Genomic DNA, 15964 nt, shown 5'->3' on the forward strand with positions numbered 1-15964 from the left:
GCCGTTGCCTGCAGACCGGATAAGGCAGAGAAAAACGACTACGCCTGCGCCAATTGACGGTCGCGACGGCGTTTAAATATCCAGCCAATCAACAGCAGAACTATCCAGGCGAAGCCCACATACAGTGAGATGCGGGTATCCGGATGGTAGCCGATAAGCGCAATAATGAAGACCAGGAAAATCAGCCCAGCTATCGTCGTTACGACACCGCCCGGCACCTTAAACTTCAGCGCTTTTACCTCTTCCGGCGGTAAACGACGGCGGAAGGCGATTTGCGACAGCAGGATCATAATCCATACCCATACCGTCGCAAACGTCGCCAGCGAGGCAATCACCAGGAAGACGTTTTCCGGCATGATGTAGTTCAGGTAAACCGCAAACAGCAGCGCAATCGTCATCACCAGCACAGTGACCCACGGAATACCACGGCGTGACGTTTTGGCAAAGACTTTCGGCGCGCTCCCCTGCTCCGCCATACCATGCAGCATACGGCCTACACCAAACACATCGGAGTTGATAGCGGAAAGCGAGGCGGTCAATACCACAAAGTTCAGAATGCTGGCGGCGAAGGTAATCCCCATATGCTGGAACGTCAGCACAAATGGACTGCCGTTTGTGCCGACCTGATTCCACGGATAGATAGACATAATGACGAACAGCGTGCCGACATAAAATACCAGGATACGCATCGGTACTGAGTTAATAGCGCGCGGAATGGATTTCTCCGGGTCTTTCGCTTCCCCGGCGGTGATACCGATAATTTCAATCCCGCCGTAAGCGAACATCACCATTTGCAGCGACATGATCATTCCCAGCCAGCCATTGCTGAAGAAGCCGCCGTTGCTCCACAGGTTATGAATGCCGGTGGGCTGCCCGCCGTTGCCAATTCCCCACACAATAATGCCGATACCCGCGACAATCATGATAATAATGGTGGCGACTTTGAAGAAGGAGAACCAAAACTCCAGCTCGCCGAACACCTTGACGCTCATCAGGTTGATGGCGCAAATGATCAGCACCACGCTAAGCACCCAAATCCAGTGCGGCACGGCGGGGAACCAGACTCCCATGTAAATGCCGAACGCGGTCACGTCGGCAATGGCGACGATCAGGATCTCAAAACAGTAGGTCCAGCCGGTAATATAGCCCGCAAGCGGGCCGAGGTTTTCCTGCGCATAGCGCGAAAATGAGCTGGCGGCAGGGTTGTGAACGGACATTTCCCCCAATGCGCGCATAATGATATATGCCGCGACCCCGCCAATAATATAGGCCAACAGCACGCTCGGCCCCGCCATTTTGATGGCGTCCGCCGAGCCGTAAAACAGGCCGGTGCCGATTGCCGAACCTAATGCCATAAAGCGAATGTGCCGGGTGCTCAGCCCACGCTTTAGCTTATTATTGCTTTCCATCAATTTCTGACCTATCAACACAATAAAAAACCACGGGGCGTTAAGCCCCGTGGTGTACACATATGTCAGCGATTTTAGTGAGCGCTGGAGGTCACCTGCCGACCCGCCGCGCGATCCCAGATAATCGCCAGGATCACCATCACCACCGTTGGCATCAACCACGCCAGTCCCTGTTCCGCCAGCGGTAAACGCTGACTCCAGGCTGGCAGCATATCGCCAAAGGCAGATGCTTTGATGCCGTCAAGGATACCAAAAAGCAGACTGATAAACATGGCCGGCGCGATGATGCGGGTGGAATTATGCCACCATGAGCGGGTAAAACTTAATACAACCAGTGCGATACACGGCGGATAGATAGCCGTCAGCACCGGAATGGAGATTTGAATCAGATGGCTCAGTCCGAGGTTTGACACCACCATAGAGAAGCCGCCGAGAATAAAGACCAGCGTGCGGTAAGACAGCGGAATATACTGCGCGAAAAACTCAGCGCAGGCGCAGGTCAGCCCCACCGCCGTCACCAGACACGCGATAAAGATCAGCGCCGCCAGCAGGAAGCTTCCCGCGCCGCCAAAGGTATGCTGAACGTAGGCATGAAGAATCGCCGCGCCGTTCGCTGACTGATCGACCAGCGTCGCGCTATCAGAACCTAAGCGGAACAAGGCAAGGTAAAGCAGCGTCAGCCCCACGCCCGCCATCAGGCCGGCCCAGACCGTGTAACGCGTCAACAGGCGCGCTTCGGTAACGCCGCGAGAACGCGCCGCGTTCACAATAACGATACCAAACACCATCGCGCCCAGCGTATCCATCGTCAGATAGCCGTTCACAAATCCGTTAGAAAAGGCCGCATTCTGATAAGCGTCCAGGGCGTTGCTGATTGGACCGGCAGGCCAAACGATAGCCGCGACGGAAAGGATGACCAGCGCAATAATTTTCAACGGCGCCAGGAAATTCCCTACCGTATCCAGCAGCTTACCCGGATAGAGGGAAACCAGAATAACGATAGCGAAATAGACCACGCTGTAAATCAGCAACGGCATTGCAGAATCGCCGGTCAACGGAGCGATACCGACTTCAAACGACACCGTCGCGGTACGCGGCGTCGCAAATAACGGCCCGACGGCCAGATAGCAAACGGTCGCCAGCAGGAGTCCCGCCACTTTACCAATCGGCGTACTGAGGCTGTCTACCCCGCCGCCGACTTTCGCCAGCGCCACAACAGTAAGAACCGGTAGCCCCACGGCGGTAATCAGAAAGCCAATAGCGGCTGTCCAGACGTGTTCACCCGCCTGCAAACCGACCATAGGAGGAAAGATAATATTGCCTGCGCCAACGAACAGCGCAAATGTCATAAAGCCCAGGGCGATGATATCGCGCGATTTTAACTGATGGGTCATAAAGTCTTACTGCCTGTGGATGGTGATGTTGTAAACATTAAAATTTTTGCCTTTCCCGGAGGATTATAAAGCGGCGTTTTTTATCAATTTCAGCGGGAAAAGCTCCCGGACCGATGCGGCGAAGAATTGTTTTTCGATTTACCGCGCAAATGCAGTCGTAATGACAGCACCTGAAGCGCAATTTAAACGCTTATAACGTTTTAAAGCAAGGTGGGATCTAAAAACCAGATGAATATAGCGATATGAAATTTACAACCAGAATAAAACACCATTCTCATGAAAAAGTTATGGCTAATCATGCGAACAAAAAATCACCAAACGTTGAATGTTTCAACGAGCCCGTCTTAACTGCAAAGAAAATAAGCCAGCATCCGCTGGCTTATGGAAAGTTATACTTACGAAAGGCAATTAATCGCTATTTTTGGCAATTAAACGTTCCGGCAGCACAAAGCTAAATCGCGTTCCTTTGCCAGGCGAACTGTCGATTTCAAGGCGGCTTTCATGGTGATTCAACGCATGTTTCACAATCGCCAATCCCAGGCCGCTGCCGCCCGTTTGCCGCGAACGCGCTTTATCGACGCGGTAGAAGCGTTCGGTCAGACGAGGAATATGCTCGGCAGCAATCCCCGGACCGTTATCTTGAATGCAAAATTCAGCGCCATGCGCGGCACGTCGCCAGCTCACCGTAATATGCGTTCCCGCCGGCGTATGGTTTACTGCGTTATACACCAGGTTTGAGATCGCGCTACGTAGCTGCTCTTCATTGCCCAGAACGCTAAGACTATCGTCGACCTCAAACGTAAAGGTATGTTTCTGCTGGCTGAGCGTCTGCGCTTCACGCTCCACGACCCGCAGCATCATCGGTACATCCACTTTTTCATTTAATAACAGCGCCGGGGCCGCCTCAATTTTAGACAGCGTAAGCAGTTGTTTTACCAGCCCTTCCATACGATACGTTTGCTCGCGCATCGTATGCAGCGCTTTCTCTCGCGTCGCCCCCTCCAGCGCCTGTTCCTGCATCATTTCCAGATAGCCTTGCAATACCGTCAAGGGCGTACGCAACTCATGGCTAACGTTGGCGAAAAAGTTACGTCTGGCGCCTTCAAGCTGATGCATTTGCGTCACATCGCGCGCCACCATCAGGAGTTGTTTATCGGTATAAGGCATGACGCGGATCTCCAGATGCCGCCCGGTATTGAGCACCAAATGAAGCGGACGGGTGAAATCACGCGTTTTTAAATACTGGGTAAACTCCGGATAACGCAGTAGATTGAGAATATTCTGCCCGTTGTCATCCGGCCAGCGTAGCCCCAGTATCTGTTGCGCCAAACCGTTACACCAAAAAATACCGCCCTCTTCTGTGGTCAGTACCACGGCATCAGGCAGCGACTCCGCGCCGCTGCGAAAACGTTTAATCAGGTTCCCCAGCTCGCGGCGCCGCTTCTTATTTCGCAACTGCATCTGGTGTAAACCGTATAACAGCGGTTCCCAACTTCCCCGTCCCGGCGGCGGCGTCATACTTCTGTCGACCCAAAGCCACCAGGAGAGGCGTAATAAATTCCAGAAATGCCAGACAAGCAGTCCCGTCACCGCCGCCAGTAAAAACCACGGCAGATAACCAAAAAAAGCGCTAAGGATAAGCGCGGGGATGCAACAGAGCACCAGCTCCAGCACCAGCCTTTTCCATGACAGCCGTTCCAGCACGCGTCATACTCCCTCAAGAATGGAAAGCCTTCTCCGCCAGAAACCTGTGTTCTACTGGCGGAAAAGGCATTAAAAGCGGGTCGAAAAACGATACCCTGTCCCGCGTACCGTTTGCACCATCCGGTCGTGGCCGCTGTGCTCCAGCGCCTTACGCAAACGGCGAATATGCACGTCGACCGTCCGGTCTTCAACGTACACATTGGTGCCCCAGACATGATTGAGTAGCTGCTCGCGACTGTAAACCCGTTCCGGGTGCGTCATAAAGAAATGGAGTAATTTAAATTCGGTCGGCCCCATATCCAGCGGGCTGTCGCCGGTCATCACGCGGTGAGATCCAGGATCAAGGCTCAGTCCCTGCATCTCGATCACCTCTTCGACCGCCATCGGCGAGATGCGCCGCATAACGGCTTTAATGCGCGCCACCAACTCCTTGGGGGAAAACGGCTTGGTAATGTAATCGTCAGCGCCGGTTTCCAGCCCGCGCACGCGATCTTCTTCCTCACCTCTCGCGGTCAGCATAACCACAGGAATATCCCGGGTCATGGCTTCACGTTTGAGATGTTTAATAAACTGTAACCCTGACCCGCCGGGCAACATCCAGTCAAGAAGGATGAGATCCGGCCAGGGTTCATTAAGTTTATTCACCGCACTGTCATAATCTTCGGCTTCTACGGGCTGAAAGCCATTTTGTTCGAGCACGAAGCACACCATTTCACGGATCGGCGCCTCATCTTCTACGACCAGAATACGTCTCGCCATAATTTGCCCTGTTAGTCGTTAGTTATCAATGCCGCGCCATTATGCGTCAGATTTATGACAGATTTATGAAAAAAAAGGCGGCATTGACAGCATGTTGATGATTTATGACACCGGTGAAACCGTGCATTACCGTGTACCGGCGGTAAATTGCGCCCAAAAATGGAGGGGATGACGTGTATAATCCCGTTCACGCTTTTTTTGCATGGAACAATTATGCGCATCCTCCACACCTCTGACTGGCATCTGGGACAAAATTTCTACAGTAAAAGCCGCGCCGCGGAGCATCAGGCTTTTCTGGACTGGCTGCTGGAGACCGCGCAGGCCCATCAGGTGGATGCCATTATTGTCGCTGGCGATATTTTTGATACCGGTTCGCCGCCAAGCTATGCCCGAGAACTTTATAACCGTTTCGTCGTTAATTTACAGCAAACGGGCTGTCATCTGGTGGTGCTGGCCGGTAATCATGATTCCGTCGCCACGCTAAACGAGTCGCGCGACATTCTGGCGTTTCTCAATACAACCGTGATCGCCAGCGCGGGCTATGCGCCGCAGCTACTTCATCGTCGCGACGGTTCTCCAGGCGCCGTACTGTGCCCCATTCCCTTTTTGCGCCCGCGCGACATTCTTACCAGTCAGGCGGGATTATCCGGCAGCGAGAAACAGCAGCAACTTCTTCATGCGATTGCCGATTATTATCAACAGCAATATCGGGAAGCGTGCCAGCTACGCGGCGAACGAAAGCTGCCGGTTATCGCGACGGGGCATTTAACCACCGTCGGCGCCAGCAAAAGCGATGCGGTTCGCGACATTTATATCGGTACGCTGGATGCCTTTCCGGCGCAGCATTTCCCCCCAGCGGATTATATCGCATTGGGACACATTCACCGCGCGCAATGTGTCGGCGGCACAGAGCATATCCGCTATTGCGGCTCACCCATCGCCCTCAGCTTTGATGAGTGCGGCAAAAGCAAATGCGTGCATCTGGTGACCTTCGAGCAGGGGAAATGGCAAAGTACCGAAAGTCTGGCTGTCCCCGTGACTCAACCGCTGGCGGTTTTAAAAGGCGACCTGGCGTCAATTACCGAACAGCTTGAGCAGTGGCGCGGCGTGGAGCAATCACCCCCCGTCTGGCTGGATATTGAAATCACCACCGATGATTATCTGCACGATATCCAACGCAGAATACAGACGCTAACGGAGTCGCTACCCGTAGAGGTATTACTGGTGCGCCGTAGCCGCGAACAGCGCGAGCGCTCGCTGGCGAACGAGCGGCGGGAAACATTAAGCGAGCTTAGCGTGGAGGAGGTTTTTGCGCGGCGTCTGGCGCTGGAAGCGTTAGATCCCCCGCAGCGCGAGCGCCTGAATCAGCTCTTTTCCAGCACGCTCTACGCGTTGAATGAGGAGCATGAGGCATGAAAATTCTCAGTTTGCGTCTGAAAAACCTGAACTCGCTGAAAGGTGAATGGAAGGTCGACTTTACCGCCGAACCGTTTGCCAGTAACGGGTTATTCGCCATTACCGGCCCGACCGGAGCGGGAAAAACCACCTTGCTTGACGCCATCTGTCTGGCGCTGTACCACGAAACGCCGCGCCTGAATACGGTATCGCAGTCGCAAAACGATTTGATGACGCGCGATACGGCGGAATGTCTGGCCGAAGTGGAGTTTGAGGTAAAAGGCGAGACCTGGCGCGCGTTCTGGAGCCAGAACCGAGCCCGAAATCAGCCTGACGGCAATCTCCAGGCCCCACGCGTGGAGCTGGCGCGGTGTTCAGACGGAAAGATCTTTGCCGATAAGGTAAAGGATAAACTGGAGATGATCGCCACGTTGACCGGGCTGGACTACGGGCGCTTCACCCGTTCGATGTTGTTATCACAGGGGCAGTTCGCCGCCTTTCTTAACGCCAAAGCGAAAGAGCGCGCAGAGCTTCTGGAGGAGCTCACCGGCACTGAGATTTACGGGCAGATCTCCGCACAGGTATTTGAAAAACATAAATCAGCCCGTCTCGAACTGGAAAAGCTACAAGCGCAGGCCAGCGGCGTCGCCCTATTGGCGGACGAACAGTTACAGCAACTGGAAGCCAGTTTGCAGGCGCTTACTGACGAAGAGAAACGCCTGCTGGCCAGCCAGCAGGGACAGCAGCAGCACCTTCACTGGCTGACCCGAAAAAACGAACTCCACACTGAATTACACGCCCGGCAGCAGGCGCTGTACGCGGCACAAGAGGCGCGAGAAAAAGCGCAGCCGCAGCTCGCGGCGCTGACGCTGGCGCAACCTGCTCGCCAGTTGCGCCCGCATTGGGAGCGCATTCAGGAACAAACCCGCGCCGTTGAGCGTGTTCGCCAACACAGTGATGAAGTGAATGCTCGCTTACAAAGTGCGTATCGCCTGCGCCAGCGTATCCGCTCCTGCGCGCATCGACAATTCACCCAACTGAACGCCACAGGGCAGCGGTTGAAGACATGGCTGGCGGAACACGACGGCATCCGCGTCTGGCGCAGCGAACTGGCGGGTTGGCGAGCATTGTTAACACAACAATCCCACGACCGGGCGCAACTGAGCCAATGGCAACAGCAGTTGCTGAGCGATACGCGTCAGCGTGATGCGCTACCGCCGCTCACGCTCGACCTCACGCCACAGGCGCTAGCGGAAGCCAGAGCATTGCATACCCGACAGCGTCCGCTACGCCATCGTCTCGCCGCGCTTCAGGGGCAAATTGTCCCGAAACAAAAGCGTCAGGCGCAGCTACAGGCAGCTATCGCGCGTCATCATCAGGAGCAGGCGCAATACACCCAACGTCTGGCGGATAAGCGCCTGAGTTATAAGACTAAAGCGCAGGAGCTTGCGGACGTTCGCACTATTTGCGAGCAGGAGGCGCGCATCAAAGATCTGGAAAGCCAGCGGGCGCACTTACAGTCCGGCCAGCCGTGTCCGCTTTGCGGCTCGACGACACACCCGGCCATCGCCGCCTATCAGGCGCTGGAACTGAGCGCGAATCAAACCCGCCGCGACGCGCTGGAAAAAGAGGTCAAAACGCTGGCGGAAGAAGGCGCGGCGCTGCGAGGACAGTTAGATGCCTTAACGCAACAATTACAGCGGGATGAAAGCGAGGCGCAGTCGTTGTTGCAGGAGGAGCAAGCGCTTACTGAGGAATGGCAAACGCTGTGCGCTACGCTGGGCGTTCAGCTCCAGCCGCAAGAAGACCTCGCGGGCTGGTTGACCGCCGCGGAAGAGCATGAGCAACAGTTGGATCAGCTCAGCCAGCGTCATGCTCTACAAACGCAAATCGCGGCGCATACTGAACAAGTAGCGCGCTTTACCGCGCAGATTGCGCAGCGTCAGGCCTCGCTGACGGCTGATTTGGCGCAGTATACGCTTTCCCTTCCTGCGCCAGAAAACGAGGCTTCGTGGCTGAATGAGCGCGCCGACGAAGCGAAAATATGGCAACAGCGTCAGACAGAGTTCGCGGATTTGCAAACGCAGATCGACAGGCTTGCCCCGTTGCTGGAGACGCTACCGCAAACGGATACCGCGGATTCCGACGACGACGTGCCGCTGGATAACTGGCGGCAGGCGCATGATGAGTGCGTGTCATTACAAAGCCAGTTGCAAACCCTGCAGGAACAGACGACGCAGGAACAGCAGCGCGCCACCGAGGCGATAGCGCACTTTGATGCGGCGTTAAAAAATAGCCCGTTTGACCGCCAGGCAACGTTCCTGGCGGCGTTGCTGGATGAAGAGACCGTGACCCGTCTGGAAAAACAACAACAAACGCTGGAAAGTCAGCTACAACAAGCGAAGGCGTTAAGCGCGCAGTCCGCGCAGGCGCTGGCTGACCATCAGCAACAGCCGCCCGCCGGTCTGGACCCAACGTGTACGGCAGAGCAGCTCGCGCAGCGGCTGGCGCAGTTGGCGCAACAACTGCGCGAGAACACGACACGCCAGGGGGAAATCCGCCAGCAAATTAAACAGGATGCAGATAATCGGCAGCGCCAACGCGCGCTGATGGCGGAAATGAAGCAAGCCTCTCAGCAAGTGGAAGACTGGGGCTATCTCAATGCGCTGATCGGCTCTAAAGAAGGTGATAAGTTCCGCAAATTCGCCCAGGGACTGACGCTGGATAATCTGGTCTGGCTGGCGAATCATCAGCTCACCCGCCTGCATGGCCGTTATTTATTGCAGCGCAAAGCCAGCGACGCGCTGGAACTGGAGGTTGTCGATACCTGGCAGGCCGACGCCGTGCGCGATACGCGAACGTTATCAGGCGGCGAAAGCTTCCTGGTCAGCCTGGCGCTGGCGCTGGCGTTATCAGATTTGGTCAGCCATAAAACGCGCATTGATTCTTTGTTCCTCGACGAAGGCTTCGGCACGCTTGATAGCGAAACGCTGGACGCCGCGCTGGATGCGCTCGACGCGCTGAATGCCAGCGGGAAGACCATCGGTGTGATTAGCCACGTGGAAGCCATGAAAGAACGTATCCCCGTGCAGATAAAAGTGAAAAAAATCAATGGGCTTGGTTATAGCAAACTGGACAAAGCGTTTGCCGTGGAGTAACGCGAGTGTCATCCTGCGCACAGCATACCGTCATGACATAGCATAATAATGAATACACAAAGACGGATAAGGAATGGTATTACCTCGCGCTTATCCGCAAGCTATACGTTGATTGGCTGTGACAATTCACAGCCACAGCGCGCAACATGCGCCTTTATTTTCGGCAGGTGGTATGAAAAAAGTTATTTTTTCTTTGGCGCTGGGTACGTTCGGACTGGGGATGGCCGAGTTTGGCATTATGGGCGTGCTGACGGAGCTGGCACGCGATGTCGGGATAACGATTCCCGCCGCCGGGCATATGATCTCGTTTTACGCCTTCGGCGTCGTGCTGGGCGCGCCTGTTATGGCGCTCTTTTCCAGCCGCTTTTCGCTTAAACATATACTGCTGTTTCTGGTCACGCTGTGCGTGATGGGCAATGCCATATTTACCTTTTCCTCGTCATATCTGATGCTCGCCGTCGGCAGACTGGTTTCCGGCTTTCCGCACGGCGCCTTTTTTGGCGTCGGCGCCATTGTCCTGTCAAAGATTATCCGCCCCGGGAAAGTCACCGCCGCCGTCGCGGGTATGGTTTCAGGAATGACGGTGGCGAATCTGGTGGGCATTCCGGTCGGCACTTACCTGAGCCAGGAATTTAGCTGGCGCTACACCTTTTTATTGATCGCGGTTTTCAACATCGCTGTGCTCACCGCAATTTTCTTCTGGGTGCCGGATATCCGTGACAAAGCCCAAGGCAGCCTGCGCGAGCAGTTCCACTTCTTGCGTAGTCCTGCACCGTGGCTCATTTTCGCCGCCACGATGTTCGGCAATGCGGGCGTTTTTGCCTGGTTCAGCTATATCAAGCCATTTATGATGTACATCTCCGGTTTTTCGGAGACGAGCATGACGTTTATTATGATGCTGGTCGGGCTGGGGATGGTGTTAGGCAATCTGTTAAGCGGCAAACTCTCCGGCAGATATACTCCGCTGCGCATCGCGGTAGTGACTGACCTCATTATCGTGCTCTCTCTCATGGCGCTCTTTTTCTTCAGCGGATACAAAACGGCATCGCTGACTTTCGCGTTTATCTGCTGCGCTGGTCTGTTTGCGCTCTCTGCGCCGCTGCAAATCCTGCTGCTGCAAAACGCCAAAGGCGGCGAACTGCTGGGCGCGGCGGGAGGGCAAATCGCCTTTAATCTCGGTAGCGCGATTGGCGCCTGGTGCGGCGGACTGATGCTGACGCTAGGTTTTGCGTACCACTACGTGGCGCTTCCCGCCGCCCTGCTCTCGTTTTCCGCCATGTCGTCGTTGCTGGTATACGGACGTCTAAAACACAAGCAGCCATCGGTCACGCCGGTTGCCGGATGACGCCATCCGGCTAAAAACGTTACGCCAGCGGCCACAGCCAGGCCGCGCCGCGCACGCCGCTCGAATCGCCATGCCGCGCCTTACGTACCGGCGTCTCGCACTCGCCGCCAAAAACAAACGATTTCATCAGCGACGGAACCGTCTTGTACAGGCGCTCAACATTGCTCATACCACCGCCCAGCACAATGACATCCGGATCCAGAATATTCACGACATGAGATAATGCTTTCGCCAGCCGCAGCTCATAACGGCTTAACGCCAGTTCCGCCACGGCGTCCTGCGCGTCGACCAGACGAATAATCTCATCGCCTTTTAGCGCTTTACCGCTCAAACGCTGGTAATCCGTGGCAAATCCCGTACCGGAAATAAAGGTTTCGATACAGCCTTGTTTACCGCAATAACAGGGAATTTCTTCGCGGTAACGCAACTCATCGTCATCCATCCACGGCAACGGATTGTGGCCCCATTCACCTGCCGTACCGTTGCCGCCGATGTGCGCCCGGCCATTTAGCGCTACGCCCGCGCCGCACCCGGTACCGATAATCACCGCAAATACCGTTTGCGCCCCCGCTGCCGCGCCATCTACCGCCTCTGATACCGCCAGGCAATTGGCATCGTTGGCTAACCGCACTTCACGCTTCAGACGACGGCTCACATCGCTATCGAACGGCTGGCCGTTAAGCCACGTAGAGTTAGCGTTTTTTACCACGCCGGTGTAAGGCGAGAGAGAACCGGGAATGCCAATGCCAACGCTGCCGGTCTGGCCGGTCGCCTGTTCCGCCATGTCGACCAGCGTAGCGATGGTTTCTATCGTTTGCTGATAATCCTCCCGCGGCGTAGGCAGACGATGGCGAAACCGCTGCTCTCCTGCATCATCAAGCGCAATGACTTCCGTTTTTGTGCCGCCTAAATCGATACCAATACGCACATACCGCTCCTCATTTTTTGGGAATATCAACAGGGTAGAATTCACCGTTCTGATTGGCAATGCAAGCCTGCCGACAATTCGTTACTATACCGCCTGGATTTAACGACAAGGCCGTGGAAATTATCATGCTGTGGTTCAAAAATTTAATGGTTTACCGTCTTAGCCGCGATATTACATTACGCGCCGAAGAGATGGAGAAACAGCTCGCCTCAATGACGTTTACCCCATGCGGTAGCCAGGATATGGCCAAAATGGGCTGGGTTCCGCCGATGGGCTCTCACAGCGATGCGTTAACGCACACCGCCAATGGCCAAATTATTATTTGCGCGCGCAAAGAAGAGAAAATCCTGCCATCGCCAGTGATCAAACAGGCTCTGGAGGCGAAAATCCAGAAACTGGAAGCCGATCAGGGACGCAAGCTGAAGAAGACGGAAAAAGATTCCCTGAAGGATGAAGTGTTGCATTCGTTGCTGCCGCGCGCGTTTAGCCGCTTCAGTCAGACAATGATGTGGATTGATACCGTTAACGGCCTGATTATGGTTGACTGCGCCAGCGCGAAAAAAGCGGAAGATACTTTGGCGCTACTGCGTAAAAGTCTTGGCTCGCTGCCGGTCGTCCCGCTGGCGCTGGAAAACCCGATTGAGCTGACGCTCACCGAGTGGGTGCGCTCCGGTACGGTCGCTCAGGGTTTCCAGTTGCTGGACGAAGCCGAATTGAAAGCGATGCTGGAAGATGGCGGCGTGATCCGCGCGAAAAAGCAGGATCTGGTCAGCGACGAGATCGCCGTTCATATTGAAGCGGGTAAAGTGGTCACGAAGCTGGCGCTCGACTGGCAGCAGCGTATTCAATTCGTCATGTGCGACGACGGCTCCATTAAGCGTCTGAAATTCTGCGACGAGCTGCGCGATCAGAACGAAGATATCGACCGGGAAGATTTTGCCCAACGTTTTGACGCGGACTTTATCCTGATGACCGGCGAGCTGGCGGCGCTGATTCAAAGCTTGGTGGAAGGATTAGGCGGCGAAGCGCAGCGCTAACCAGAGGGTCCCTCTCCGCCGGAGAGGGGACTCACCGTTACAAATAGCGGCACAGATACGAGGTGGGCTCAGCAACCTGTAGATGAAACTCGCTGTGGCCAGGCACGTTAAACACCTCACCGGCTGTATACACTTTCCATTCGACAGTTCCCGGCAACAGTACCTTCAACGCGCCGCTCACAACCGTCATCTCTTCGGGTTCGGCGGTGCCAAAGGTATACTCCCCTTCCGCCATCACACCAACGCTGGCCCGGCCGGTGCTACTGCTGGTAAATCCAATAGACTTCACTTTCCCGGAAAAGTATTCATTACTTTGTAGCATAATCAGGCCCCGTCTCGTTATTAAATTAACACCCAATATAGAGTCCTGACGTTCGGCCTGTCACGTAAAATTAGACAAGCAGTTCTGAAGCTAACCGCGCAATCAAAACATTAGAGAGTAAAACCGGCACATCCAGCGCCTGCTGTAAAATATCCCGATGACGCTGATGAAAACCCAGACAATCCAGCATAATGACGTCCGCGCCTTGATCCAATAGCGCCTGCCCGGCATCAATTAACTGTTGCTCAGAACCGTGAACCGGATTCGCCAGCGAATACACCGGCGGCATTTGCAATACCTGCCATTTTTTCTCCTGGGCCGCCAGAAGTTCTGCAACAGGCACAATCACGCCCACCTGATGCCCATCCACAATAGAGGCGACAAGCGGTGGAATAATACGCAGCGGTTCAAGCAAAATAGAATTACGGGCTGCCATACTTTTAATCGCCGCGGTGCTCATCAGTATAATGACGTCATAACCCTGGTTATCCAGCACCTCGACAACGCTCTGTAAATCTCGCTCCACTTTCTGGCGGGAAACATGGGCTATCTGGTTATCATTCAGCAACGTCAAAAGCGGATCGTCGCCAGGCTCTACAGCGTAATCCGCCATAACGTCTTCCCGGCTCATTTTTCCCAGCAGGCTATGATGGGTGATGTGTTGTTCGTCGATGTATTCCGTCAGAAGCGGTAACACTTCGCTCATTGGCACAACGCCGATTGTGAGGATTGCCAACGACGCACTCATTTTTATTCCACCTTATTACTTCGTCGTAATTCCCGGGCAAATATTCACACGCTCACCGCGCTACCTGCCCTACAAATCTCAGAAAGCGTAGCAGCAGATGAGCAACGTATTGTGTAAAGATTCCAAATAACTCCAATATTGTATTGTTATCGCTTAATTTACGGTTTTAGTTGCCAGTATAAATGTTTCAAGAATGTGATGGAGATACAATTTAGGGGTACCCGGAATCCCTTCCGAGTGGTTCATGCGTCTATGATTTATCCGGATCTTCGTAACGTTTTTTCGCATCCATCGCTTCTTCTGCGGTCGGATGCTCGCTGATGAGCGAATCAGGTTTCGGATGATCAGCCCGTAGCTGATACCACGTCACCGTCTGGCCCGGCGTGCCTTTTTCAATGGTGACGATATAAGCTTCCCGCGGATAAGGTGGTCTGGTTGGCATAGCGTTTCCTTTATTCTGGGTGAGCGTTAAGTATAGACATCTCCCTGTAACCGTTGCGTCGACGGCGGCAACGCCGCAATAATTTCAGAAACGACCTGGGCCGGCGTTTTCGTCGCGTCAATAATGTAATGCGCCGTTTCGCGATACAACGCGTCACGCTGCTCAAGCACTTCCCGAACCTCTTCGCTCAACGGCTTGCCGGTGAGGGTCGGGCGCAGCTCCGCTTCAGGTTCAGCCTCAAGCCGGTTAACCAGCGTGGATACCGGCGCGCACAGATAAATCACTACGCCAACACGGTGCATATAACGTCGGTTATACTCCGTGAGAATAATACCGCCCCCCGTCGCCACAACAGTCGAAGGCGCGCTTACCGCTTCCAGGGCCGCGGTTTCCCGGGCGCGGAACCCTCCCCAGCCTTCTTTTTCAACGATATCAGCGACGCTCATCTGCACGTGCGATTGCAGCCAGCGGTCGGTATCTGCAAACCGAAAACCGGTTGCCTGCGCCAGCGCCATACCGATGGTGGTTTTCCCACAGCCCCGCGGGCCAACAAGATAAAGAGGTTGCATCATAGCAGGCGTTCCCCCAGGAACTGCGCATACGCAGGATTTGATATCAGCAATGTTATAATCATATCATCTAACTAGTACAACGCATAAATGTAAACAATAATTTACATTAAAGTACTAAAGTCACAATATTAGTACTATAGCAAGAATCAGAAATGAATAAACTGTAAATTTTTCATTACACGATTTATTTTTTACGCTGGCTTTCCAGCCACCACTTATCCAGCTCGGCGGCAAAATGCTGACGATCGCGCGGCGAGAGAGTGTTTGGTCCCCCCGTTTGTACGCCGCTGGCGCGTAGCGTGTCCATAAAGTCACGCATCGTCAGACGTTCGCGAATCGTGGCGTCGCTATAGCGTTCTCCCCGGGGATTAAGAGCCGCAGCGCCTTTTTCCAGCACTTCAGCCGCCAGCGGAATATCCGCGGTAATCACCAGATCGCCCGCTTCGCATTGACGCACAATTTCATTGTCCGCCACGTCAAACCCGGCGGCCACGCGGAGCGTGCGGATAAAACGCGAAGGCGGCACACGCAAGGCCTGATTGGCAACCAGAATAAGCGGCAACTGCATCCGCTCGGCGGCGCGGTACAAAATTTCTTTAATGACATTCGGACACGCATCCGCATCCACCCAGATGGTCATAATGTCTCCCGTACGGTATACAATCTTTTATTGTCTCGCGCTTTTGTCTTTCATCAAAGTGCTGTTTCTCCTTCTGCCCGTTTTCAATCCGCGTTAAGCTAACCATTCCCC

The 15964-nt window shown here is 54.5% G+C and carries 14 protein-coding genes; 4 read left to right on the top strand and 10 right to left on the bottom strand.

The features are described from left to right. Nucleotides 1–38 precede the first annotated feature (38 nt). The 4 genes from proY to phoB all read right to left on the bottom strand — a co-directional run bounded on the left by proY (nucleotide 39) and on the right by phoB (nucleotide 5266). Nucleotides 39–1409 carry a proline-specific permease ProY gene (proY, locus tag LDB27_RS16730; RefSeq protein WP_001555879.1) on the bottom strand — a complete coding sequence of 457 codons (1371 nt, stop codon included), beginning with the start codon at nucleotides 1407–1409 and terminating at the stop codon, nucleotides 39–41. Nucleotides 1410–1483: 74 nt separating this feature from the next. After that, nucleotides 1484–2803 carry a branched-chain amino acid transporter carrier protein BrnQ gene (gene brnQ / locus LDB27_RS16735; RefSeq protein WP_000149625.1) on the bottom strand — a complete coding sequence of 440 codons (1320 nt, stop codon included), beginning with the start codon at nucleotides 2801–2803 and terminating at the stop codon, nucleotides 1484–1486. Between the two features lie 408 nt (nucleotides 2804–3211). Continuing rightward, nucleotides 3212–4507, bottom strand: coding sequence for a phosphate regulon sensor histidine kinase PhoR (phoR, locus tag LDB27_RS16740; RefSeq protein ID WP_000893642.1), 1296 nt, complete (start codon nucleotides 4505–4507; stop codon nucleotides 3212–3214). Nucleotides 4508–4576: 69 nt separating this feature from the next. Then, nucleotides 4577–5266 (bottom strand): phosphate response regulator transcription factor PhoB, encoded by a 690-nt coding sequence (gene phoB / locus LDB27_RS16745; protein ID WP_000113921.1) that lies wholly within the window; start codon nucleotides 5264–5266, stop codon nucleotides 4577–4579. Nucleotides 5267–5479: 213 nt separating this feature from the next. On the opposite strand from phoB, the gene sbcD reads away from it, so the two are divergent. From sbcD to araJ, 3 genes are all read left to right on the top strand, one after another. Next, the gene (gene sbcD, locus LDB27_RS16750; protein ID WP_001221249.1) at nucleotides 5480–6682 is read left to right on the top strand and encodes an exonuclease subunit SbcD; all 1203 of its coding nucleotides are present in this window, start codon (nucleotides 5480–5482) and stop codon (nucleotides 6680–6682) included. Then, nucleotides 6679–9819 carry an exonuclease subunit SbcC gene (gene sbcC, locus LDB27_RS16755; protein WP_001530688.1) on the top strand — a complete coding sequence of 1047 codons (3141 nt, stop codon included), beginning with the start codon at nucleotides 6679–6681 and terminating at the stop codon, nucleotides 9817–9819. The genes sbcD and sbcC overlap by 4 nt, the downstream gene beginning before the upstream one ends. A gap of 172 nt (nucleotides 9820–9991) precedes the next feature. Further along, entirely contained in the window at nucleotides 9992–11164 is a 1173-nt protein-coding gene (gene araJ / locus LDB27_RS16760) for an MFS transporter AraJ (RefSeq protein WP_000755629.1), read from the top strand. A gap of 19 nt (nucleotides 11165–11183) precedes the next feature. Here the strand turns inward: araJ and mak are convergent, their stop codons facing one another. Then, nucleotides 11184–12092, bottom strand: a complete 909-nt coding sequence (gene mak, locus LDB27_RS16765) for a fructokinase (RefSeq protein WP_001219270.1) — start codon at nucleotides 12090–12092, stop codon at nucleotides 11184–11186. A gap of 125 nt (nucleotides 12093–12217) precedes the next feature. Between mak and rdgC the strand changes: the two genes are divergently transcribed. Then, nucleotides 12218–13129, top strand: a complete 912-nt coding sequence (rdgC, locus tag LDB27_RS16770) for a recombination-associated protein RdgC (RefSeq protein WP_000964305.1) — start codon at nucleotides 12218–12220, stop codon at nucleotides 13127–13129. Nucleotides 13130–13166: 37 nt separating this feature from the next. Here the strand turns inward: rdgC and ppnP are convergent, their stop codons facing one another. The 5 genes from ppnP to LDB27_RS16795 all read right to left on the bottom strand — a co-directional run bounded on the left by ppnP (nucleotide 13167) and on the right by LDB27_RS16795 (nucleotide 15853). Continuing rightward, complete coding sequence (gene ppnP, locus LDB27_RS16775) at nucleotides 13167–13451, bottom strand: pyrimidine/purine nucleoside phosphorylase (protein ID WP_000941953.1); 285 nt, start codon at nucleotides 13449–13451, stop codon at nucleotides 13167–13169. A 70-nt stretch (nucleotides 13452–13521) separates the two neighbouring features. Continuing rightward, complete coding sequence (locus LDB27_RS16780) at nucleotides 13522–14199, bottom strand: AroM family protein (RefSeq protein ID WP_001276437.1); 678 nt, start codon at nucleotides 14197–14199, stop codon at nucleotides 13522–13524. A 250-nt stretch (nucleotides 14200–14449) separates the two neighbouring features. Then, on the bottom strand, nucleotides 14450–14641 hold the full coding sequence (gene yaiA / locus LDB27_RS16785) for a protein YaiA (protein ID WP_001143161.1): 192 nt from the start codon (nucleotides 14639–14641) through the stop codon (nucleotides 14450–14452). Between the two features lie 26 nt (nucleotides 14642–14667). Then, entirely contained in the window at nucleotides 14668–15213 is a 546-nt protein-coding gene (gene aroL, locus LDB27_RS16790; RefSeq protein ID WP_000983571.1) for a shikimate kinase AroL, read from the bottom strand. 184 nt (nucleotides 15214–15397) lie between these two features. Next, entirely contained in the window at nucleotides 15398–15853 is a 456-nt protein-coding gene (locus tag LDB27_RS16795) for a YaiI/YqxD family protein (RefSeq protein ID WP_000158137.1), read from the bottom strand. Nucleotides 15854–15964: the final 111 nt, after the last annotated feature.

It is taken from the genome of Salmonella sp. JXY0409-18, assembly GCF_020268625.1.
In the GTDB taxonomy this organism is placed as follows: Bacteria; Pseudomonadota; Gammaproteobacteria; order Enterobacterales; family Enterobacteriaceae; genus Salmonella; species Salmonella enterica.